The sequence below is a fragment of the Polynucleobacter aenigmaticus genome (genome assembly GCF_002206635.1).
GTDB lineage: Bacteria > Pseudomonadota > Gammaproteobacteria > Burkholderiales > Burkholderiaceae > Polynucleobacter > Polynucleobacter aenigmaticus.
Window position 1 is genome coordinate 86,105 of the sequence record NZ_NGUO01000008.1, and the last position, 22,145, is coordinate 108,249.

The following is a 22,145-nucleotide window of genomic DNA, read 5'->3' on the forward strand; positions in this document are numbered from 1 at the left end:
CATGATCAGTGGGCCATCAAAACTAGATCTCATTACTCCAGTGGATAGGGTTGCTCTCACCCAAGCTAGCAATCATGGGACACGTTTTATTGCTGGTACTCTTATCCTTGGCGAAGTCATTGCCCAATTAGATGAACATATGGTGGCTGTTCGCTTAGGTGGTGATATTTTCTCCATGAAATTGGGTAAGGACATGACGCCTGGACAGATGCTTACTTTTAAGTATCTTAGTGCTGACCCTAGGCCGAGCTTTTTATTGTTAAAACAAGCCTCAGTAGGATCCCGGGTAGATCAGCAGGTGGACATAAGTACTGCAAGTGCTTTAATCAATCAATATCAACACGAATCTGACCTACATTTAACGTTAAACCATGCTACTGGGGTTGAAGTGATGCATTCATATCTAGTGAACGCACCCAACAACCCCCTAGATACAGCGCAGGAGTTGAAAAATGCCATCTCCTTAAGTGGCTTGTTTTATGAATCCCACTTAGCAGATTTTGCTGAGGGCAAGCGCTCTGTCGATTTGATATTTCAAGAGCCGCAAAACCAGACTCAATTTGATGTCTCTCAGGGAGTGGCTAAGCAGTTAGATGTATTGGAGCGTCAGGCTTTACGGTGGAGCGGCTTGATTTGGCCTGGTCAGGTCATGGACTGGACTATTGCAGCAGATGAAGCCAGTAGGGAGGATTCGCAATGGATTTCTACCCACTCTCAAGGATTGGCAGAAGATGTGGGCATCACAAGCACTGTAGAGTTAGATTTTCCAAGTCTTCATAAAGTGGTAGCCAGGTTTAATGTGCGTAATTCTATTTTGCGAATTCAGATTGAGGCGGCCGATCCAGATGTAGAGGCCTTATTAAAAGGCGAACTTAGAGTCTTAAATGATGCACTGAAAAATAGCGGTCAAAATCTAGAATCGCTTTCGGTGAGACCTTATGAGTGAACCTAAATTTGTTCAGCAGGCGGTAGCATTGGCCTATGTGCAGGGGGAGTTTGCCCCTAAAGTGGTTGCGAGTGGACGCGGAGTTGTCGCTGAGCAAATTATTGCCAGGGCAAATGAACATCAAGTGTATGTGCACCAGTCCAAGGAGTTGGTTGGATTATTAATGCAAGTTGACCTAGATGATCACATTCCACCTGAGCTCTATACGGCGATTGCCGAAGTCTTGGCGTGGCTGTATCGTTTGGAGCAGGAAAAACTTGACATCCTCCCCTCCCTAAGACCCTGAAGGTCTTCGCCAGCAATCTAAGTGCTAAAGCACGATATTACTGCGAAAGGGAAGGGGATTCCTAAAGCTAGACGCGAATGTCCTCGCGCAAGAATATTCCTGGCCGCATTGAGGTCACGGTCATTGACCGAACCACAATCTGAACAAGTCCATTCTCTTATTCCAAGTCCTGCTCTACCTTTCGGACTACTGACGGCTATAGAGCCACAGCACGAACAAGTCTGGGTTGTAAAAGCCTCATCAATCACCTCATAGACTACGCCAGCGTGATCGCTTTTATATTCCAACATGGTTTTGAGTGATGACCAACCCGCATCGAGCGTGGATTTAGCCATCTTGGTTTTGATGAGTTTGCTACTGGATACATTTCCAACAAATATTGCCCCATAGTGCTGCGTCAGCATGGTCGAGAACTTGTGGAGCTCGTCTTTACGACGATTCTTGATCTTGGCATGAAGCGCTTTAACTAAGGACTTCTTATTGGCTCTTTGTGCCATGCCCAGTGATTGCTCTAGCTTTCGGTAATGACGCCCAACAAGACGCTGGCCGTCACTGGTTACGGCGCATTCTTTGAGCCCGAGATCAATCCCGATGGACTGAGTAGCGGTATTGGGCTTCTTCTCTACTTTGACCGTGGTGTTGAAATACCAGTGTCCACGGGAGTCTTCCGAGAAGGTACCAGAACCCAGTTCATAATCCGCTAGGCCGTAACTGTCCCAAATATTGAACTTGTAGCCAGCATAGCGAATTTGTCCTCCGCGATAACTAATGCAGTCATGACGAAAGGGTATCCAGCCAAGCGATCTTCGTGATCCATTGCTTTTGCGCCAGGATAATTTGACCTTTTTGAATTGTTTTCGCCTGGTGGCTAGTTCATGACCAATCATTTGGACGGTGGCGCTATTAAGCAATAAACCTTCTTTGCAGGCGCCAGCAGTATATTTTTGCAAATCATAGCCACTCATGAACTTTCCCGTTCTTTGCGTATGACGCAAAGAGAGTTCATTGCAAAAGTTCCAAACAAAGTTCGTCTCACGCGCAAGGGTATTCAACACTTTGGCATGCTTATCTTTGATGCGAAGGCGCAGCGTTCTAGTAACGATCGGAGTACTCCCTGACATACTGTAATTATATACAGTAGTAAGCAGTAGGCAATTTTATTTTTGGTAAGCAAATCGAAAATTCATCACCCGCCAGAACGCGGGGGATTTCTTTTTGGAATTTTTGTTAAACCTGCATATTCATAATGTCGTGATAGGCCGAAACTAACTTATTTCTTACTTGCACGGTAGCTTGAAATGAGATGCTAGCCTTTTGTCCGGCAATCATGACATCGGAGAGGCCCACGCTATCGTCACCTAAAGCAAAACTTTTGCCCATTTCCTCGGCTTTGGATTGAGAGGAGTTAACTGAGTCTAGCGAAGACCTCAGTGCCGCAGCAAAGTCCACAGTAGGGGCGGACTTACTCTTTTGGGTTTTAGTGATTAAGTCATGATCGCCAATTTTGCTGATGGCTTGACTTGGTATTGCAGGGCGATCGGCCGCAGCAGCTTTTAGTTGAGTAAGCATGGACTGGATACGACCAGAATCAATAGCCCCAATATTCATGATGTTCTTCCTCTGCCTTTGAAATCTCTATAAAAGGTAATGTAACAGCAGCAAATGGATTGGGATGAGGTAATAAGAAGGAAAAAAAGGGCTTATTCCTGCAATTGAAACAAGTTGGCCCTACTGATAATTACGTCAAATAATCTAATTACTTAAGGGTCGGTCAAATTTATTTATGTGGATAAACCGCTCATATTGTTTTAAATCAGACTCTTTGTATATGGTGCCGACATGTTAGATCTAATAAAAGGCATCAATAGCAAAATTCTTCTGGGTATCGGTAGTGCCGCAGTAATAGCTGTCATGGCAGCATTTTGGATGTGGTCCCAAGAGCCAAAGTACCGCGTAGTCTTTTCAAACTTTAGCGATAAAGACGGGGGCGCTATTGTCGCCGTATTGGAGCAGATGAATGTACCTTATAAAGTTGCTGATGGGGGTGGCGCCATTATGATTCCCTCTGACCAAGTTCACCAAGCGCGCCTCAAATTAGCATCAATGGGCCTTCCTAAGGGCGGCAATGTTGGCTTTGAGCTCTTAGAAAATCAAAAGTTTGGCGTATCTCAGTTTGTTGAGCAGGTAAATTTTCAGCGTGCGCTAGAAGGGGAGATTGAAAAAAGTATACAAGCCATCTCAGTAGTTGAGAATGCGCGCGTTCATCTGGCCATTCCCAAATCAACTGTATTTGTAAGGGACATGCAAAAGGCTACAGCATCAGTATTAATCAAATTACAACCTGGGCGCTCTATGGATCCGCGTCAAGTCAGTGCCGTGGTGCACTTGGTATCGAGCAGCGTTCCCAATCTGGATATTTCCAATGTAAATGTCGTTGATCAGAATGGCAACTTACTATCGGACCCAAGCAAAAAAGGCGATGCGGAAATGCTTGATCCTAGTCGTCTTAAATACATTGAAGAGATGCAAAAGGGGATTGTTGCGCGAGTCGAGGCAATCATTGCGCCGATTGTGGGTGAGAAAAATGTCCATGCTGAGGCGAATGCAGAAATTGACTTTTCACGCAGTGAGCAAGCTGATGAAATATTTAAACCCAACCAAAATCCTGAAACTGCTGTCATTCGCAGCCTACAAAAAAATGAGTCAATTGTTTCTGGTGCGGGTTCTGCCGGTTCTGGGGCTGCATCTGGCGTCCCTGGCGCTTTAAGCAATCAACCTCCAGCAAATGCGACCGCTCCACTTAGTACGGACCCAAAGGCTACTGCTAGCGCAGAAGCAGCCGGAAACTCTCAAAAGCACACTACTACCAATTTTGAAGTGGATAAGACCGTGCGCTTCTCCCAAAAATCGATGGGCGGAATTAAGCGCCTATCAGTAGCGGTGGTAGTGAATCATAAGGACGAGGTAGACAAGGATGGGAAGGTGACATCGCGTCCGCTGAACGAGGATGAAAAAAAACAAATTAACGAGTTGGCTAAACAGGCAATGGGCTACAGCGAAGAGCGTGGAGATTCGCTTAGCGTAGTGAACTCCCGTTTCTCCCCCGTGAAAACGGAAGAGGTTCCTGACTTACCGATCTGGAAAAATCCCGCCTATATTGAAATGGCTAAAGATGCTGCTAAGTTGCTCTTGGGTATTGCAGCAATGTTCTTGCTGTATAAAAAAGCACTCAGTCCAATGATCACCAAGCTTTTGACTCATGAACCCAAGGCGCGGACTTTGACCCAGAGTCTAGGAAGTGCAAATGATGACCCAAGCAACTACCAGGCGGGCTCAGCACAATTATCGGGACAAGGGTATCAGCAAGACTTGCAAAATGCCAAGTTACTGGCAAAAGACAATCCCAAAATGGTTGCTAACGTAGTGACATCATGGGTGAGTGGTAATGGCTGAAGAGGGGATTATGCGGGCCGCGATTTTGATGCTAGCGTTGGGTGAAGACGAGGCTTCTGAGGTAATGAAGCATCTTGGCCAGCGAGAGGTACAAAAACTCGGCGCTGCCATGGCTACACTGAAAAGTGTAGAGCATGCACAGGTTCAAGAGGCCTTAGGTGAATTTAGGTCGGCTACCAGCGAGACTTCGACATTTGGACAAGACTCTGATGAGTTTATTCGGTCGGTATTAACTAAAGCCTTGGGCGATGATATTGCTTCGGGCTTATTAAATCGCATTTTACAAAGTAGGGATGCGAGCGGCATTGAGAGTTTGAAATGGATAGATGCCCAAACAGTAGCAGATTTAATTCGCAACGAGCACCCGCAGATCATTGCAACAATTTTGGTGCATCTTGAGCCCGATCAGGCTTCTGAAATTCTTGGCTTCTTTACCGATCGTCTACGTCAGGACGCTATGCTGCGGATTGCCACTTTAGATGGGGTAAAGCCGACAGCACTCAAAGAATTAAATGACGTACTCACGAAATTGCTTTCGGGTAATGAAAGTCTCAATAAGAAACAAATTGGGGGTATACGTGCCGCTGCCGAGATCATGAATTTTATGGGCGGCGGTAACGAAGTGACGGTGATGGACGGATTAAAAGAGTACGACAGTGAGATGGCTCAAAAAATATTGGATGAGATGTTCATCTTTGACGACATTATTAATATTGACGATAAAGGGATTCAGGTCCTGTTGCGCGAAGTGTCTTCAGAGATATTAATTGTCGCCCTTAAGGGGTCAACAGAAGAACTCCGTGAGAAGATATTCAAGAATATGTCTACACGTGCAGCTGAGATGATGAAAGAAGATTTAGAAACCAAGGGCCCCGTTAAGCTTTCGGAAGTTGAGACTCAGCAAAAGGCAATCTTGCAGATTGTACGTAAGTTAGCTGAGGAAGATCAGATTATGCTGGGTGGAAAAGGTGGGGATGACCAGTATGTCTAGTGGTGCAACGCCCAAAGAGCAGCAGCGCGCTGCCGGACAATCAATTTTTGCTGACCTCAATCCCAAGCGCACTTCCAGTTCTGATGGCCAAAAAAAACCGGCTCCAGACCCCATATTTTCTCCTGAAAAAGTTAAGGTTATATTGGAGAAATCGTATCGCGACGGCTATGAACGCGGCATGAAAGAGGGCTATGCTAACGGTATGGATTTAGCCAGGCAAAGTGTGACTAATGATAAAAAATCTTTGCTTGAAATGACGTCGCACTTTAGTGGCGCATTGGGCCTTAAGGCAGAGCAAATATCTGAAGAGGTTCTTAGTTTATCGCTCGATATTGCCAAGGCCATGCTAAGGGCCCAGTTAAAAGTAAAGCCAGAGGCCATTCTGTCGCTTATTCAAGAGGTGCTTAGCAAAACACCGATTGTTGCAAAGCCTTTGCAGCTGTTTTTACATCCGCACGATGCGACTATTATCCGCACGCATATGCAAGAGGACTTAGCCCAGAGTGGCTGGGTTGTGTTTGATGACATCAAAATCGAACGCGGGGGCTGCCGAGTTGAAACATCAGCCAATACTATTGATGCTAGCAACAAAAACCGTTGGCAATATATTTGTCATGCCCTCGGCACCCAAAATGATTGGCTTGAAAGTATCTCATGAGCGCAATTGATAGCTTATTGCCTATCGAGGGAACTGATGGGCTGATGAGCGAGTATTCCGAGCCATCTCACGAGAGCTTCTGGAAATACTTTTTAACTAATTGCAAAGACGTCTTGGGCTCTGTTGACGCGTTTGAGATTGCTGGGCGGGTAACCAAAGTGACAGGTTTGGTGATTGAGGTATCTGGCCTATTTTTACCCATTGGCAGTGTGTGTTCCATTCCGATGCAAGATGGGCGTCAACTTGAGGCAGAGGTAGTGGGGTTTGATGATGGACGCTTATTTTTAATGCCCCAAAGTGGTATTGAGGGGATCGGACCTAAAACACAAGTATTCGTTAAGTCAATCTCTGGGGCCATGAATTTGCATCAAGAAAAAAAGTCTAGTTCTAAACCTGCGGCAGGTGGTATCAGTCAATTACCAGTGGGCATTGCTTTACTAGGTCGAGTCCTTGATGCCGCTGGAGCCCCTTTGGATGGACTTGGTCCTATAGGCACCAGTGAGTATGCCCCTTTAAACTCAAGTCCACTTAATCCCCTCAATCGTGCACCGATTGAGAAAATATTAGATGTGGGTGTACGCGCTATTAATAGTATGTTGACCGTGGGTCGAGGTCAGCGCATGGGATTATTTGCCGGATCAGGTGTTGGTAAAAGTGTATTACTGGGCATGATGGCGCGCTATACCGATGCCGATGTTATTGTGGTCGGGCTTATCGGCGAGCGTGGTCGTGAGGTAAAAGAATTTATTGAAAATATTCTTGGTAAAGAAGGTTTGGCGCGATCAGTAGTGATAGCCGCTCCAGCTGATGCTTCTCCGCTGATGCGCTTACAGGGCGCCAACTATACCTCTGCCATCGCTGAATATTTCCGAGATCAGGGTAAACATGTTTTGCTCATCATGGATTCGCTCACACGTTTTGCCATGGCGCAACGTGAGATTGGTTTAGCAGTGGGTGAACCCCCTGCTACAAAAGGATATCCACCTTCAGTATTTGCAAAACTCCCGGTCCTGGTAGAGCGTGCCGGTAATAGTGAGGAGGGCGGCGGTTCTATTACCGCCTTTTATACCGTGTTAACGGAAGGGGATGATCAACAAGATCCGATTGCGGATGCTGCTCGCGCTATTTTAGATGGCCATATTGTGCTTAATAGATCATTAGCTGAGGCTGGCCATTATCCTGCGATTGATATTGAGCAGTCCATTAGCCGTGTTATGCATAGCATTGTTGGTGTAAAACATCAGCAATTAGCGCGTAAATTAAAGCAACTCAATTCTCGCTTTAGTCGAAGCAGAGATTTAATCAATGTAGGTGCATATATTTCTGGCACTGACTTGGTGTTAGATGAGGCAATCCGTAAAAATGCTGCTATTGATATGTTCTTACAGCAAGATTTTCATGAGAAGTCTAGCGTTCAAGAGAGCTTAGAGGAGCTTGCTGTCATCATGAGCGAGGGGGTTACCACATGAGCCGCAACTTAACTAGCATGACAACCTTATTGGAGCTAGCAGAACGCGAGTTAACTGAAGCTGGCGAACGCTTAGCTAAAACCAATCAGCTCATTACAGAAGCAAAAGCCCAGCGGGAACAGCTTGGCACCTACCGAGATGAGTACGTCACGCGTAATCAATTGATTCTGACATCCGGCATGGAGGTGATGGACCTGTTAAATTACCGGGCTTTTCTAAAAAATCTTGATCGGGCTATTATCGGTCAAGAACAGATAGTAGAGGGCTATAGCAATCTGGCTAAAAACCATCTTGCATTATGGCAGGCCAGTCAAAGCAAAAAACGCTCGTATGAAGTTCTGATTGAGCGTGAGAAACTAAAAATGCACCATCAGGAGCTCAAAAGAGAGCAAAAGATGATGGATGAATTTTCCAGCAATCAAAAACGTTTTTTCCCTACTTAAGCGGGTGAGCAATCATGTTAAATATGGCAACAGTTTCAATTAAGCCGATCAAGGAGGATAGGGATTTAATCGGCCCCAATCAGACCCCTCGAAATCTGGATAGATCACATTTTTCAACGTTTGGCCGTCTACTTTTAAAAAAAATGAGCGACACAAATGAAGCTACGGCGGATCAGAAGCTGGCTACTCACGTTAATGCAATAAGAGCGAGGCCCAATGAGGAGAAGTTGGACGATGAGGAATCCAAAAACACTTTAGCGATAGTTGATGAGGCCAATCTGGATCCAGCGGCACGCCAGTTATTCAATGCATCTGAGGGCATTACACCTACTGCGCAAGAGACTGCTACGCTTGATCCCAATGGGAAGTACGACCCGATCACTCAAGCTTTACTGGCATCATTGACTCAGGGCTTAAATATAGATCAAATCCCAGTGGCCAATTCCTTATCCCCAGTTCATGCGGCATCGAAGGTGGCCGGAATGCTCAATACATCCATTCAGTTTGCCCCTGATGAGGTGATGCATGATGTTGCTGGCTCTCAGGAGTTACCCGTAAACAACATGGCGATGCCACTGCCTACTTCATCTGCCGCTAATAACTTCACCCTGAATGTAAAAGGCAGCTTGCAAACCGATATGGATATGGGTGCACAAGGCAGCGCAGCGATCTCGGTAGACATGAATGTCTCAGCGCAGGCTTTACAAGTAGCATCAGCCTTGGCAGAACTGCAACCCAAGTTATTTACTATGGGCGATATACAAGCGCAAGCTAGTACTGTGCTAGCTCATGAGGCAATCAACGCCCCCTTAGGGTCTAGTGCCTGGCCTAAGGAGGTCGGTCAGAAAATCGTGTGGATGCTGGGTGGGGCGGAGCAGTCTGCCACTCTAACCCTAAACCCCCCTGATTTAGGTCCGCTTCAGGTGATTATTCAGGTGAATAATGACATGGTAAACACGGCCTTTATATCTAATAATTCTGACGTACGCCAAGCCCTCCAGGACGGCCTTGAGCATCTACGTCAATCTATGTCGCAATCCGGAATGACTTTGGGGCAGATTCATGTAAGCTCAGGAAATGCACAAGGTCAAAATGCATCTGAACAAAAGCCCACTTCAGGTGGTAGGGCTGATTTAGGCACGGCTTCTGACTTAGGCATTCAGTTGATTGGGGATAAATCAGCATCTGTTTCGATGCAAAGACAAATCCGAATCTCAGATGGCCTGGTCAATACATTTGCATAGGGATCTAGTAGCTTATGTACCAACTCATCTACGTTAGTTCAGCAGTGATGAATTTTGCTAGACCAGAATTTATGGAGTTGGCACTTCATACTGGTGCTAGAAATGTAAAGTTTGGTATTACGGGCATGCTCGTATTTAAAGACGGATCGTTCATGCAAGTGCTTGAGGGTAATGAAGAAATTATAAAAACACTCTATGCGAAGATTGAAGTAGACCCAAGGCATACTCTCGTCAGTGTGATTCATGAAGGCGAAATTAGTATGCGCGAGTATGGTAGCTGGGCAATGACCTACTTTAATCACGATACAGAGCAATACGATCACATTGCCTACCCCACTCAGGTTTTATAAGGCCGAACCTAGAATTGCATAGTTAATTATTTTGCACGCCATCTAAGCCTGTATTAAGGGTAAATTCCCCCGTCTTTTCTTCGTTTTTGCGGCACCGTTTGCAACCCATAATCACTCTGTAAATCAATATTGGGTATTACTATGGCGCAAGCACCAGCGGTAGCAACGGCAGAATCGGTAGAAGTCCCACCCAAATCAAGCAAGAAAATCTTGTTCATCATTATTGCTGTTGTGGTGCTGGCAATTGGTGGTGGCGCTGCTTATTACTTTTTGGGTGGTAAGCATGCTGAGGAGGCTGATCAGGCCGTGGCAAAAGAAAAAGAGGCAAAACCAGAGGTGTATTTGCCGATGGAGGTTTTTACAGTTAATTTACATTCAGACGTAGATATGCAGCAACAATTTTTGCAAGTTTCAATGACCTTGCAAATGCCTACCGACAAAGACGTTGAAAAAATTAAAGAGCGCATGCCAGAAGTGAGAAATCGCATTTTGTATGTACTTTCGACTAAAAAAGCATCTGAAATTAATACCGTAGAGGGTAAAGATCGATTGGTAAAGGAAATTATCGATCAAATTAATCTACCCTTTTACGGTAGCGAAAAATCGCAAGCCGTCACTACACTTTTCTTTACTTCATTCATTATTCAGTGAGCTCAGAATAGATAATCATGGCCGAAGGATTTTTATCGCAAGATGAAGCGGATGCCCTTTTAAAGGGTTTGGATGGTGATCAAGATGAATCCACCTCTTCACAGTACACAGATCAAGGAATTCGCTCGTATAACCTAGCAACACAAGAGCGCATTGTGCGGGGGCGGATGCCCACGCTGGAGATTATCAATGAACGTTTTGCACGTTTATTTCGAATTGGATTATTTAATTTTTTAAGGCGCACTGCCGAGGTATCGGTTGGGCCCTTGCGCACATGTAAGTACAGCGAATTCGTGCGTAATTTAGTGGTGCCAGCTAATCTCAATTTGGTTCAATTAAAGCCATTACGTGGAACTAGCTTATTCGTTTTTGATCCTAGCTTAGTGTTTTTAATTGTTGACAATATGTTTGGGGGGGATGGGCGTTTTCATTCGCGTGTCGAGGGGAGGGACTTTACTCTCACAGAGCAACGCATTATTCAGCGCACTCTCGAGATTTTATTTGATGCCTACTCTCAATCCTGGGAGCCTGTGTATCCAATAGAATTTGAATACATTCGCTCAGAAATGAATACCCAGTTTGCCAATATTGCCACGCCAAATGAGGTAGTCGTTGCTACAACATTTACCGTTGAGTTGGGAGGTGTGAGCGGTGAAATCCATGTTTGCATGCCTTACGCCACGATTGAGCCTATCCGGGACTTGCTGACCTCTCCACTGCAAGGGGAAGCCCTTGGTGTCGATAAGCGTTGGGTCAGACTCATGACCCAACAAATCCAAAGTGCTGAAGTCGAGTTAGTGGCAAACCTGAGCTCCAAGACAGTAACTTTAGAAGATATTTTGGCGATGGAAGTGGGCGATATGATTCCCCTGTCTATTGCCCAAGAGGTAGAGGTAAAGGTCGATAGCGTACCAGTCCTGTCTTGTCGATATGGAACCTTCAATGGGCAGTACGCCTTGAGAGTGGATAAATTTTTGAAATCGAATTCGAGTGAGTACATTAAGGGAGAAAAAAATGGCGAATGAGACTGATCCAATTGAAGAAAAAAAAGAAACGATTGGCGAAGAGGATTGGGGTGCCGCCATGAATGAGCAAATGGAGTCTGAAGGTAGCGCTGTCGGTGAAGCGCAAAAAACACCAGAAGTATTTAATGAATTTGTTGGCAACAATAAAGCGAGTAAACCGACGAATGATATTGAGTTCATTCTAGATATTCCAGTACAACTTACTGTTGAGCTAGGTCGCACCAAAATTGCCATCAAAAATCTCCTGCAATTGGCACAGGGTTCAGTTGTTGAGTTGGATGGTATGGCTGGAGAGCCTATGGATGTTTTAGTCAATGGCTGCATCGTTGCTCAAGGCGAGGTTGTAGTGGTTAATGAAAAGTTTGGTATACGCCTAACAGACATCATTACGCCTTCAGAACGCATTCGAAAACTCAATAAGTAATCAATCAAATGAGCTATTTTTCTATAAATAGGGGTACGAGCTTTTTATTGGCCTCTATCGCGATGGTGCCAGGCGCGTCGTTTGCTCAAGCCACTAAAGTTCCTGTGAGTGATGGCAGCCCCCTTAAGGTGCTGTTTGGTTTACTGGTGGTACTTGCCACGATTGCTGCGTTAGCTTGGGTAATGAAAAAGATGGGCCATACCAAGTTAGGCGGCCAATCGGTTGCCCGAATTGTTGGTGGGGTAAGTGTGGGTTCTCGTGAGCGTGTTGTGGTTGTTGAGATAGCCGGGCGCTGGATTGTGCTTGGCGTAGCGTCTGGACGTGTCAACGGTATAGCGAATTTGGATATTCCAAGTCGTTTTCCAGAATTGGAAGGAGGGCGTCAATCGCAAGCAGATGACTCTACCGACTTCAAGAAAAACTTAAGCCAATATGAATATAAAGAGGGAGATGAGTCTAGTGCGCTAGCAAACCCAGCGCTCACCTCATTGCTTAAAAAAAATATTAAAAAAAAATTGAGAAATTGAATGAAGACTTTGGCTTTTAGGGGAAATAAATGCAGCTAAAAAATAGCAATTGGACTGTATTGGGTATAACAGCTGCACTAGCATTACTCGCTTTTCCTGCTATTGCTGCGGATAGTGCTGCTTTAAGCTTCATTTCTAGTAAGGCGACTGCCGGCGGCGGTCAAAACTACAGTTTGAGTTTGCAGACATTAATCCTGCTGACTTCACTCTCATTTTTACCAGCCGTTTTGTTGATGATGACCAGCTTTACTCGAATCATCATTGTGCTATCTCTATTACGTCAGGCCATTGGGGCACAGTCCTCACCTCCGAATCAGGTGCTCTTAGGGCTAGCCTTATTCCTCACTTTTTTTGTGATGGGACCTGTATTTGACCGTATTTATGCAGACGCTTATCAGCCCTTAAGTGAAAACAAAATCACAATGCAGCAAGCGCTTGAAAAAGGGGCTGTACCTTTGAAGGAATTCATGCTCAAGCAAACCCGAGAAGCTGACCTCGCTTTGTTTGTCAACATGTCGGGCAATAGCACTAAGCTAGACAAGCCGGAGGATGTGCCTATGGCTGTTTTGGTCCCAAGTTTCATGACCAGTGAGCTGAAAACTGCCTTTCAGATTGGATTTAGCATCTTCATCCCATTTTTAATTGTGGATATGGTTGTTGCGAGCGTCTTGATGGCAATGGGCATGATGATGGTGTCGCCCTCGATTGTTTCCCTGCCATTTAAATTAATGCTCTTTGTATTGGTTGATGGCTGGCAGCTATTGCTTGGCTCATTAGCCTCGAGCTTTGCTTAGGTTCAGTAGAGCATGAGTCCGGAATCCGTTATGAATATCGGCCGTTCTGCCATGGAAACTACCTTGATGGTGGCAGGACCTCTGTTGCTTGTTGCATTAGTAGTGGGATTGGTGATCAGTATTTTTCAGGCGGCCACCCAAATTAACGAAGCTACTTTGTCGTTTATCCCTAAGCTCTTGGGAATCATGCTCACCTTATTATTGGCCGGTCCCTGGATGCTCTCTGTCTTAGTAGATTACATGCGCCAGATGCTGAGCAATTTTTCTGTATTGATGGGATAGGGCGGACAAGCTAGATCATTACTCATGATTGATATCAATACCGATTTACTCCAAGCATGGGTTACGGGTTTATTAATTCCATTAACCAGAATATTGGCATTTATTAGTATTGCGCCATTCTTTGGGAATAAATCTATTTCTTTGCCCATGAAGGTGGCTATGGGGTTTATGTTGGCTGTTGCAATTGCTCCCGCGATTCCAGGTATGCCAACTGTCGACTTGCTTTCACTGCAAGGCGTTCTCACCATTACCCAACAAATGATTATAGGGTTGGCAATGGGGTTGATGGTGCAGATCATTTTTACCGCTATAGAGATGGCTGGTCAAATTAGTGGATTGACTATGGGGTTTGGATTTGCCACCTTTTTTGATCATCAGTCACAGGGCAGTACTGCCGTCATTAGCCAGTTTCTTAATGTATTGGCGATGCTGGTATTTCTGAGTATGGATGGTCACCTCATGATGATTTCAGCCTTGTTAGAGAGCTTTTATTCTTTCCCGGTCTCCGATATTCCGGGCAGTATTGATGGCATGCGCATTGCCTTATGGGGTGAAAATATTTTTAGCATTGGCTTGCAGTTAGCGCTGCCTGTAGTTGCCACGCTGTTAATCACTAATATGGCGCTAGGAGTGTTAACTCGCTCGGCACCCCAGCTCAATATCTTTGGCATTGGTTTTCCGCTGACGCTCTGCGTGGGATTTATCGTGATTGCCTTGATGCTTCCCTCTATGGCCTTGCCTTACAGCTACTTTATTGAAAAGGGTATTACGGCCAGCAAGTCAGTACTGAAGTTAAGGTAATTTATTAATTTGCGATCCCGAAAAGCAAGATCAAGGCAAAAGGTCAAGCCGATTAAGCAATCACTACATCAAAAAAAGTTGGTTTATGCTCAGCTTTTTCTACACACCCATTACTACCTGAAAGTATCGGAACAGAATTAAGGCCGCTTGTGTAGCGACATCTTTTTGGTATTAAGCGACTGCTTCGGCCTTCTTATAGTAGGGCTGAGTGATGGTTTCAATCGAGGCAATCACAATGGTTAAGAAATCCATATTTTTAGTCTGAATGGCCCCATTGAGAATCTGAATATTGGTGCTGTAGATATTTTTTAGCATAGTGCGATGTTGAGAGTTTAATTTCTCATTGAGGTTCTCTTGAACCCATTGCAAACCCTCGCAAACCTCAAGTAATTTTTTATGCGTCACAACTGCATCAAATTCACCACCTTGAATTCGCTTTAGAATGATCACAACCGATTCAAACCAGCGTTGCTCAAAGCTAGCTCCAGACAGGTTATCGTCAATGCTAACGTAGGATTTGAGAGCGTTTTGAGTTCCAAACATAGTGCTTCCTTAGGTATCGAGGGAATGAAAAAAAACTTGTATAGATCTATGCTATTCCTAGGTCACAATTTTCAATCCATAAAAAAAGCCGGGATATACCCAGCTTTTCTCTAAGACGGAAAAATTAACCGACAATCAGCGGAAGATAGTTTGCACGGCAGCAGCAGCTGTATTCATCTGGCTAACCAAGTAGTAGTCAATGGACTGTTGGTTATTCAATTGTTGTAATTCAGCTTGCATTGCTGTTTGATCTACGTTTTGAATAGAATCAATGGTGTTTTGCAGGTTAGTACCCAATGCAGCTGCATTTGTACCTTGAGCGTTCAATGTTGCAAGTGAAGCGTTAACACCAGATTGACCTGTGGAAATAGCGTCAAGAGCAAGTTTAACGGCGGCGATGGCAGCAGTAGCGCCTGTGGATACGTCCTCTCCGGTTACATCAAGAGCTGTTACAACTGTGGCAGCAATCGTAGTTGTATTTGAGGATACAGGACCTGTTTGTACTGTCATAGCGGCAAATACATCAATATTATTTAACATGGTATTTATGGATATTGCATTCACTTGGCTAGCCAGAGAGCTAAAAGTCGCTTGCAATGCAGTTTTATCTGAAGCTTGCAAACCAGCATTGCTTGCTTGAGTAGCAATTTGACTCATTTGTTGCAAGAGGTTAGCCATTGAGTTCAGTGCTGTGTTGGCAACATCTAAAGTATTCGAAGCTTGACCAATGTTTTGGCCAGCCTGCGTGTAACCTGTTACTTGGGTTGTCAAACGGGTTACTTGGCCACTTTCAGCTGAGTTCAAATTCTTTTTGCCGGTAGCTAATTGGTTTTGTACATCAGCAATTTTTGACTGGACGTCATTGATGCTGCTTGAAAGTGTTGATGCTAATGCTGTAATTGCGCTCATGATAGTTCCTCTATAGGTAAATATTAAGCAGTCAATTTCAGACTGCGAAACCTATTTTGATGTTAGAAACTCTATTTCAATCCATAAAAAAAGCCGGGATATACCCGGCTTTTTTAGCCTACATTACTTAACTGTTTAGGGATTAACGGAAAATCGTCAAAACTGCAGCTGCAGCCGTATTCATCTGGCTAATCAAGTAGTAGTCAATAGACTGTTGATTATTCAATTGTTGTAACTCGGCTTGCATTGCTGTTTGATCAATATCTTGAATAGAGTCAATCGTTTTTTGCAAGTTACTACCCAATGCAGCTGCATTTGTACCCTGAGCGTTCAATGTTGCAAGTGAAGCGTTAACACCAGATTGACCTGTGGAAATGGCGTCAAGAGCAAGCTTAACGAAGGCGATGGCAGCAGTAGCGCCCGCAGTAGTGGCTACGGTCTGTGCGGTTGCATCAAGAGCTGTTACATCTGTGGCAGCAATCGTAGTTGTATTTGTGGATACAGGACCTGTTTGTACTGTCATAGCGGCAAATACATCGGCGCCATTTAGCTCGGTTGCAGTGGAAAGGCTCTCCACTTGCGTCGCTAATGAGCTAAAAGTCGCTTGCAATGCAGTTTTATCTGAAGCTTGCAAACCAGCATTGCTTGCTTGAGTAGCAATTTGACTCATTTGTTGCAAGAGGTTAGCCATTGAGTTCAGTGCTGTGTTGGCAACATCTAAAGTATTTGAAGCTTGACCAATATTTTGGCCAGCCTGCGCGTAACCTGTTACTTGGGTTGACAAACGTGTTACTTGACCACTTTCAGCTGAGTTCAAATTCTTTTTGCCGGTAGCCAATTGGTTTTGTACATCAGCAATTTTTGACTGGACGTCATTGATGCCGCTTGAAAGTGTTGATGCTAATGCTGTAATTGCGCTCATGATAGTTCCTTAAGTTTAAGTAAAGCAAACCACTATTGGTCTGCAATAAAAATAAAGCATGGTCATACCCAATGTATAAACATACCAACCTACTACAAGGACATCAGTGCGTGATACGTAGACCACATCAACAGTGCCATTTGCCAGTCTTACGACTAACTTGTTTCTAACTTCTAGTGAAGTTAAGTTCTATATACTCTTTATCGGCGGTGCTCTTAAGAACTTTAGGGTTCATTTGAATATTTATTAGATCTTTCACAACTTTTTTCTTTTTTAAGATTTAAGGAGAAAGATTTCGAATGATTGTCCACTTACCCCAGCTTGCTAAGTAGGGTGTAGACCTCTAGCTTATTGTTTAGCATCTGCAGTTGTGATTGCAGTGCAGGCTTATCTAGATTTTGCAATATGGTAAGTTGCTTTTGTGAGCTAGTGGCCATGTTATTAATGCTATCTGCCTTAGCGTTCAACTTATTGACGCTCGATCTAAGCATCATCTGGCCATTGCTAACGGTAGCAATGGCGCTAGAAATAGATGCTACCGCCATATTCGCATCAGAAACAGATTCGAGTCTAATTCCCCCCAAAGCGCCCATAGTGATCATTCCATAAATATTTACTGGCTGTATATGGGTGCGAGAGCTGGGGGTATTATCAGAACCCGTTTTGACATTGACGCCAGCAGTTCCGCTCAACAGGTTTGAGCCATTGACGCCAGCCGATGTAGCTATTTTTCCTATCTCAGTCACTAGCTTTTGGAAGCGATTATTTAAATAAATCGCATCTAAATTTGAAAGGCTTGGATTGGTAGCTTGATTGGCTAACATCTGCATTTGCCTGAGTAAACTCTCAATTGAGGTTAAGCCCTTTTGAGCACTTTTAATAACGCCTTGGGCGTTTGTAATGCTTTGAAGTGTTGCCGTTTGAGTAGTGGCGTTATTAGATAGGCGAGTAATTGTGCTTTGATCGCTTGGGCTAATAATCTTTTTGCCGGTATTTAATTGTGTTTGAACGAGGTTGATTTTCGACTGAGTATCTGTCAAATAGCTTGAATAGATAGAAAAAGAGAAGTTATTGAAAGTGCGCATTCATCCTATCCTTTTCTATTGATGACCTATTTAGGGCTTAAGTAAGCCAACTGCATTTGCAATCAGGCCATCTGCAACTTTGGCTGTATCGACAGTAAAGCTGCCGTCTTGAATCGCCATCTTGATTGAATCAACTTTTGTAGCATCAAATGCTGGGCTAGCTGCAATAGCGGATTCCAGGGCTTTTAATGAGTCCGATTTGCTTATGGCAGTCTGGCTGACAGCAGAATTTTTTGTATCAGCTTTAGTAGTAGGGGCTGAATTTGCGTTATTCGTTACTGCATCAGTTTTATCGATGCCAGCATTCATAATACTTTTTAGGGAGTTATTGATATTCATAAGGTTCGCTTTGCGTGATGGTCGATTACCTATCCTTTAACGGTATGGATATGGAATTCTTTAATGGCTAATTCGTATCTACGCTCTAAGTCCCTGTTTTCAATGTATAAATCTATTTTGAATTGACAATCACTTGCCCGCTAGCATTGGCCGTGCCGGTAATGACTTGTCCGCTTACCATTCTGACTTGGACTGCTTGGTCCTCTGTGGCTGAGCTTAAAGCTTGACCTTCAGTGCTAATACTAAAGCCCTGGCCAATGCTCAGAACTCTCACGGTCTGATTTTGCTGGACTACAGACTGTAATTTAATCATATCTTGCCTAATGACCGACCCAGCAGCAAGAGACATCTTGACGCTTTTACCAATGACTTGAGCCGGGTTGGTAAAGATGCCGGCGGGCAGAATAGTTAAATCACCTTTTTGCATCTGCAAGTCATTGTTTTTTAATACTTGGCCCTGAGCAAGTGGTGCTGCAGCAACACTATATTCTGCGTAAATACTGACATTGGCTTGAATGTAAATGGTCCAGGCGCTAGGGGCGCTACAACGAATTCCTACCGAGGTTTTCCCCCAGGCACGACTACCAACCGGAAAAAAGGCCTCTGGGGCAGGGCAAAAGTTGAGTCTGAGGTTGGGGTCAATGGGGGTTGTGCTCACCTCGACCTTACCCGGAGATCCCGCACTCTGAGTCATTAAGAATTCTTTTACTTTTTGATTGAGAGCCCCTAAGTCTTGTTGGACCTCCTGAGTAGCCTGCCCAGCGGATGCTTCTACTTTGGATTGTGCCTGGGCATTAGAAAGAAGAGTAGTCATGCCGGCTAGCAAATACACGGTTAGCAAATGGAGCGGGGTGGACTTCAGGTGGCGGTTCATATGAAGATTTTACGAACGCCCTATGGGATCAATAGGCAAATTAGCCCAGCAATTCCCTCTTTAATCCTCAGATTGCCATAAGCGCATACCTTATACATTACTTCACATAGAAGTAAGCGCGCTCATGAACTCTTTATCGGTAGTAAATAGGTTTTCTTTAGATCTAAAGGAAAAAAATGTATGAATAATTTAGATACACTTTTTGGTTTTCATCAAACTGCCCTAAAGGTAAGGGAGCAGCGTCAAGAATTATTGGCTGCCAACATTGCCAATTCTGACACACCCAATTATAAAGCGCGTGACATTGACTTTGCTAAGGCATTGCAGGTTGCCCTAGCCAGCAATGGTCAGGCTGCTGGTACTAAAGGTGCGATTGCTACAAGTTCCCCTTTGCATTTAACCCCAGATAGTTCAAAAGCGGGGGCGGTCGGTGATTTTGGAGAGGTTTTATATCGATCATCGATACAAGGCAGCGTAGACGGAAACACCGTAGACGGTGATGTGGAGCGCAACGCCTTTACTGACAACGCAATCCGTTACGAGGCTAGCTTAACAATGCTCAAGTTAGAGATCCGAGATATGTTGGCGGCCATTCAGAATCAGTAATTTAAAAGGAGATCAATATGTCATCCCTATTTAATGTATTTAATATTTCCGGTTCGGCAATGAGTGCGCAATCACAGCGACTTAATACTGTGGCTAGTAATTTGGCCAACGTGGATAGCGCTACCAGTGCAAATGGCCAGCCATATAAGGCAAAGCAGGTCGTTTTTAGTTCTACGCCAACTGGGCCTGGCCAATCGCATGGTGTGAAGGTGGAAAAAATTATTGAAGATAGCTCTCCGGCAAAGCTAGTTCATGATCCCCATCATCCTATGGCCAATGCAGACGGTTTTGTCTCGATGCCAAACGTCAACGTCACGCAAGAAATGGTCAACATGATTTCGACATCGCGTGCCTACCAAAACAACGTAGAAACCATGAATGCTGCAAAAACCATGCTGCAAAAAACATTGGCCATCGGCCAGCCTTAACAAGGAGAGTGTAAATGACGACAATTCAAAATCAATCCATGCCTAGCAGTTTGATGAGCTCCATGAATGGAACCAAGGTTCCGGCAGGATCGGCTAGTGCAACTAGCGCCGCTGCAGCTGCAGCATCAGCCAATTCCACTCAGGGAATTAAAGATAATTTTATGAAGATGTTGGTTGCGCAGATGCAATACCAAGATCCCACTCAGCCGGTGGATAGTGCGCAGATGACCAGTCAGTTGGCGCAGCTATCTAGCGTTGATGGCATCAATAAATTGAATGACTCAATGGCATCTATGGTTGCAAGCTTGCAATCGAGCCAAGCTTATCAAGCATCGACCATGATAGGTCATACCGTGATGGTGTCTGGTTCATCTTTACAGCTTACAAAAGGGCAGGGTTCATTTAGCGTGCAACTGCCATCATCTGCCGATAAGGTGAGTGTAAATGTGCTCAATGCATCTGGACAGACTGTGAAAACCATCAACCTGGGCTCTAATTCTAGCGGCACAATTCCGGTAGCTTGGAATGGTAAAGATGCTGGTGGCAACGTCTTACCCGATGGCGCATACACCTTGCAAGTCATGGCCTCGTCTGGTGGTAAGTCTATTAGTGCAAGTGCTGCAACTTATGCAACGGTTAACAGCGTTTCAAACGCTGGTGGCAGTGTCATGCTCAACCTCAATAACAACACATCTGTTGGCGCTGCCAATGTGATACAAATTCTGTAAATCATTAGGAGATCACTATGTTTTTTGAACAAGGATTAAGCGGATTAAATGCGGCAGCACAAAGTCTGAGCGTGGTTGGCAAGAATATTGCTAATGCAAATACGGTTGGATATAAATCGGCGAGCATTAACTTTAGCGATGTGATGTCAAACTCATTAGGTGCGAATAGTTCTGGCCTAAGCCTTCAAACTGGAGCTGGCCCTACAAACTCCCATATTCAGCAGTCATTCTCACAAGGTACCATTAGTGCATCCACCAATCCGCTGGATGTGGCGATTAATGGCAACGGCTTTTTTCGCATGGTTGACGGGACTACTAGCGATATTTCATATACACGTGCAGGCCAATTTCAACTAGATGCTACTGGTGGAATTGTCAATGCCATCGGGCAGAAATTATCGGGCTATATGGCCACTAATGGCGTTATTAATACTGGTGCATTAACGCCATTAAATCTCTCTGAGTTTCAGACGATGGCGCAAAGTATTACTTCGGAAGTAAGGGCGGATTTGAATTTACACGCAGGAACCACTGGTATTGACGCAACCACTAGTACAACAGTTAGTGGCGTTACAAGTTTTGCAAGTACATTTGATCCTACTGACTCTACTAAGTACAATTTTTCTGCTCCAACAACCGTCTATGATTCATTGGGTGTAAGTCATAATCTGCAACTCTATTTCACAAAAAATTCAACTACAAATACTGGCGCAGATAGCACTTGGAACGTCTATAGCACTCCTGCAACAACCACCTCTGGAAGTGATTTTAGTACCTTGGGACAGGTCAATTTTGATGCTGATGGTGTAGTTACTTCTGCCAATACTATTGGGGTTGATTCTGCAAAGGGTATAGCTTCGAGTGCAGGTGTGGCTTTTGGCATAAATACTTTTACAGGCGTGCCTATTGATGGTAGTGGCGATCTCGCCACTATTGATCTATCCGCACTTACGCAACAGGGTGCACAGTCCTATACCAATAACATGACCCAAAATGGATATCCAGCTGGGATTATGAGTAAATTTCACATTGGTAATGATGGTCAAATTATTGGAACCTATACCAATGGAGAAAGCCAAACGCTTGGTCAGGTAGCACTAGCAACTTTTGCGAGTACTGCTGGTTTGCAAGCGCTGGGCAACAATTCTTGGCTGCAAACTTCTTATTCAGGTATAGCAACTACAGGTGCGCCTGGTGCTGGTGGCCTGGGTGCACTGCAATCATCCGCCTTAGAGATGTCCAACGTTGATCAAACGGCTGATATGGTTGCATTACTTGCGGCGCAGCGGGCTTTTCAAGCAAATGCACAGACCATTAAGGCAGAGGATCAAATCGCACAAACCTTAGTCAATATGGCTTAAAGCCTA

The 22,145-nt window shown here is 44.6% G+C and carries 28 protein-coding genes; 20 read left to right on the forward strand and 8 right to left on the reverse strand.

Features of this window, described 5'->3' with window-relative positions; genetic code table 11:
• Window position 1: 1 nt before the first annotated feature.
• Window positions 2-946 (forward strand): flagellar hook-length control protein FliK, encoded by a 945-nt coding sequence (gene fliK / locus CBI30_RS05135; RefSeq protein WP_088527239.1) that lies wholly within the window; start codon window positions 2-4, stop codon window positions 944-946.
• Window positions 939-1,232, forward strand: coding sequence for an EscU/YscU/HrcU family type III secretion system export apparatus switch protein (locus CBI30_RS05140; RefSeq protein ID WP_088527240.1), 294 nt, complete (start codon window positions 939-941; stop codon window positions 1,230-1,232). Before fliK ends, CBI30_RS05140 begins: the two co-directional genes overlap by 8 nt.
• A gap of 17 nt (window positions 1,233-1,249) precedes the next feature.
• Here CBI30_RS05140 and CBI30_RS05145 read toward each other — a convergent pair whose 3' ends face one another.
• The gene (locus CBI30_RS05145) at window positions 1,250-2,353 is read right to left on the reverse strand and encodes an RNA-guided endonuclease InsQ/TnpB family protein (protein ID WP_088527241.1); all 1,104 of its coding nucleotides are present in this window, start codon (window positions 2,351-2,353) and stop codon (window positions 1,250-1,252) included.
• Between the two features lie 106 nt (window positions 2,354-2,459).
• Window positions 2,460-2,840, reverse strand: a complete 381-nt coding sequence (fliE, locus tag CBI30_RS05150) for a flagellar hook-basal body complex protein FliE (protein ID WP_088527242.1) — start codon at window positions 2,838-2,840, stop codon at window positions 2,460-2,462.
• Between the two features lie 231 nt (window positions 2,841-3,071).
• On the opposite strand from fliE, the gene fliF reads away from it, so the two are divergent.
• The 14 genes from fliF to fliR all read left to right on the forward strand — a co-directional run bounded on the left by fliF (window position 3,072) and on the right by fliR (window position 14,344).
• The gene (fliF, locus tag CBI30_RS05155) at window positions 3,072-4,685 is read left to right on the forward strand and encodes a flagellar basal-body MS-ring/collar protein FliF (RefSeq protein WP_088527243.1); all 1,614 of its coding nucleotides are present in this window, start codon (window positions 3,072-3,074) and stop codon (window positions 4,683-4,685) included.
• The gene (gene fliG / locus CBI30_RS05160; protein WP_088527244.1) at window positions 4,678-5,676 is read left to right on the forward strand and encodes a flagellar motor switch protein FliG; all 999 of its coding nucleotides are present in this window, start codon (window positions 4,678-4,680) and stop codon (window positions 5,674-5,676) included. The genes fliF and fliG overlap by 8 nt, the downstream gene beginning before the upstream one ends.
• On the forward strand, window positions 5,660-6,334 hold the full coding sequence (locus tag CBI30_RS05165; RefSeq protein WP_088527245.1) for a FliH/SctL family protein: 675 nt from the start codon (window positions 5,660-5,662) through the stop codon (window positions 6,332-6,334). The genes fliG and CBI30_RS05165 overlap by 17 nt, the downstream gene beginning before the upstream one ends.
• A gap of 44 nt (window positions 6,335-6,378) precedes the next feature.
• Complete coding sequence (gene fliI, locus CBI30_RS05170) at window positions 6,379-7,803, forward strand: flagellar protein export ATPase FliI (RefSeq protein WP_088527315.1); 1,425 nt, start codon at window positions 6,379-6,381, stop codon at window positions 7,801-7,803.
• Between the two features lie 17 nt (window positions 7,804-7,820).
• Window positions 7,821-8,246, forward strand: a complete 426-nt coding sequence (fliJ, locus tag CBI30_RS05175) for a flagellar export protein FliJ (protein WP_161492275.1) — start codon at window positions 7,821-7,823, stop codon at window positions 8,244-8,246.
• 143 nt (window positions 8,247-8,389) lie between these two features.
• The gene (locus CBI30_RS05180) at window positions 8,390-9,490 is read left to right on the forward strand and encodes a flagellar hook-length control protein FliK (RefSeq protein ID WP_161492276.1); all 1,101 of its coding nucleotides are present in this window, start codon (window positions 8,390-8,392) and stop codon (window positions 9,488-9,490) included.
• Window positions 9,491-9,504: 14 nt separating this feature from the next.
• A complete protein-coding gene (locus CBI30_RS05185) occupies window positions 9,505-9,840 on the forward strand; it encodes a BLUF domain-containing protein (protein ID WP_088527248.1) in 336 nt (111 codons plus the stop codon).
• Window positions 9,841-9,981: 141 nt separating this feature from the next.
• On the forward strand, window positions 9,982-10,491 hold the full coding sequence (gene fliL, locus CBI30_RS05190) for a flagellar basal body-associated protein FliL (protein WP_088527249.1): 510 nt from the start codon (window positions 9,982-9,984) through the stop codon (window positions 10,489-10,491).
• A gap of 17 nt (window positions 10,492-10,508) precedes the next feature.
• Window positions 10,509-11,516: a flagellar motor switch protein FliM gene (gene fliM / locus CBI30_RS05195; RefSeq protein ID WP_088527250.1), complete on the forward strand. Its 1,008-nt coding sequence runs from the start codon at window positions 10,509-10,511 to the stop codon at window positions 11,514-11,516.
• Window positions 11,506-11,940: a flagellar motor switch protein FliN gene (fliN, locus tag CBI30_RS05200; RefSeq protein WP_088527251.1), complete on the forward strand. Its 435-nt coding sequence runs from the start codon at window positions 11,506-11,508 to the stop codon at window positions 11,938-11,940. The genes fliM and fliN overlap by 11 nt, the downstream gene beginning before the upstream one ends.
• Window positions 11,941-11,948: 8 nt before the next feature.
• Window positions 11,949-12,467 (forward strand): flagellar biosynthetic protein FliO, encoded by a 519-nt coding sequence (gene fliO, locus CBI30_RS05205; RefSeq protein WP_206075570.1) that lies wholly within the window; start codon window positions 11,949-11,951, stop codon window positions 12,465-12,467.
• Window positions 12,468-12,496: 29 nt separating this feature from the next.
• Window positions 12,497-13,261: a flagellar type III secretion system pore protein FliP gene (fliP, locus tag CBI30_RS05210; RefSeq protein ID WP_088527253.1), complete on the forward strand. Its 765-nt coding sequence runs from the start codon at window positions 12,497-12,499 to the stop codon at window positions 13,259-13,261.
• 12 nt (window positions 13,262-13,273) lie between these two features.
• Window positions 13,274-13,543 carry a flagellar biosynthesis protein FliQ gene (gene fliQ / locus CBI30_RS05215; RefSeq protein WP_088527254.1) on the forward strand — a complete coding sequence of 90 codons (270 nt, stop codon included), beginning with the start codon at window positions 13,274-13,276 and terminating at the stop codon, window positions 13,541-13,543.
• Between the two features lie 24 nt (window positions 13,544-13,567).
• The gene (gene fliR / locus CBI30_RS05220) at window positions 13,568-14,344 is read left to right on the forward strand and encodes a flagellar biosynthetic protein FliR (RefSeq protein WP_088527255.1); all 777 of its coding nucleotides are present in this window, start codon (window positions 13,568-13,570) and stop codon (window positions 14,342-14,344) included.
• Window positions 14,345-14,515: 171 nt separating this feature from the next.
• Here fliR and CBI30_RS05225 read toward each other — a convergent pair whose 3' ends face one another.
• The 6 genes from CBI30_RS05225 to flgA all read right to left on the reverse strand — a co-directional run bounded on the left by CBI30_RS05225 (window position 14,516) and on the right by flgA (window position 19,016).
• Window positions 14,516-14,887: a hypothetical protein gene (locus tag CBI30_RS05225; RefSeq protein WP_088527256.1), complete on the reverse strand. Its 372-nt coding sequence runs from the start codon at window positions 14,885-14,887 to the stop codon at window positions 14,516-14,518.
• 135 nt (window positions 14,888-15,022) lie between these two features.
• A complete protein-coding gene (locus CBI30_RS05230) occupies window positions 15,023-15,796 on the reverse strand; it encodes a flagellin (RefSeq protein WP_088527257.1) in 774 nt (257 codons plus the stop codon).
• A gap of 142 nt (window positions 15,797-15,938) precedes the next feature.
• Window positions 15,939-16,718 (reverse strand): flagellin, encoded by a 780-nt coding sequence (locus CBI30_RS05235; protein ID WP_088527258.1) that lies wholly within the window; start codon window positions 16,716-16,718, stop codon window positions 15,939-15,941.
• A 311-nt stretch (window positions 16,719-17,029) separates the two neighbouring features.
• Window positions 17,030-17,803 (reverse strand): flagellin, encoded by a 774-nt coding sequence (locus CBI30_RS05240; protein WP_088527259.1) that lies wholly within the window; start codon window positions 17,801-17,803, stop codon window positions 17,030-17,032.
• Between the two features lie 30 nt (window positions 17,804-17,833).
• On the reverse strand, window positions 17,834-18,142 hold the full coding sequence (flgM, locus tag CBI30_RS05245) for a flagellar biosynthesis anti-sigma factor FlgM (protein ID WP_088527260.1): 309 nt from the start codon (window positions 18,140-18,142) through the stop codon (window positions 17,834-17,836).
• A gap of 112 nt (window positions 18,143-18,254) precedes the next feature.
• Window positions 18,255-19,016 (reverse strand): flagellar basal body P-ring formation chaperone FlgA, encoded by a 762-nt coding sequence (gene flgA / locus CBI30_RS05250; RefSeq protein ID WP_088527261.1) that lies wholly within the window; start codon window positions 19,014-19,016, stop codon window positions 18,255-18,257.
• A 180-nt stretch (window positions 19,017-19,196) separates the two neighbouring features.
• On the opposite strand from flgA, the gene flgB reads away from it, so the two are divergent.
• From flgB to CBI30_RS05270, 4 genes are read left to right on the forward strand one after another with little or no spacing between them, the layout of a single operon-like run.
• Window positions 19,197-19,622, forward strand: coding sequence for a flagellar basal body rod protein FlgB (flgB, locus tag CBI30_RS05255; protein WP_088527262.1), 426 nt, complete (start codon window positions 19,197-19,199; stop codon window positions 19,620-19,622).
• A 17-nt stretch (window positions 19,623-19,639) separates the two neighbouring features.
• Window positions 19,640-20,050, forward strand: coding sequence for a flagellar basal body rod protein FlgC (flgC, locus tag CBI30_RS05260; protein ID WP_088527263.1), 411 nt, complete (start codon window positions 19,640-19,642; stop codon window positions 20,048-20,050).
• A 14-nt stretch (window positions 20,051-20,064) separates the two neighbouring features.
• A complete protein-coding gene (locus tag CBI30_RS05265) occupies window positions 20,065-20,778 on the forward strand; it encodes a flagellar hook assembly protein FlgD (protein WP_088527264.1) in 714 nt (237 codons plus the stop codon).
• Between the two features lie 17 nt (window positions 20,779-20,795).
• Complete coding sequence (locus tag CBI30_RS05270; protein WP_088527265.1) at window positions 20,796-22,139, forward strand: flagellar hook protein FlgE; 1,344 nt, start codon at window positions 20,796-20,798, stop codon at window positions 22,137-22,139.
• Window positions 22,140-22,145 lie beyond the last annotated feature (6 nt).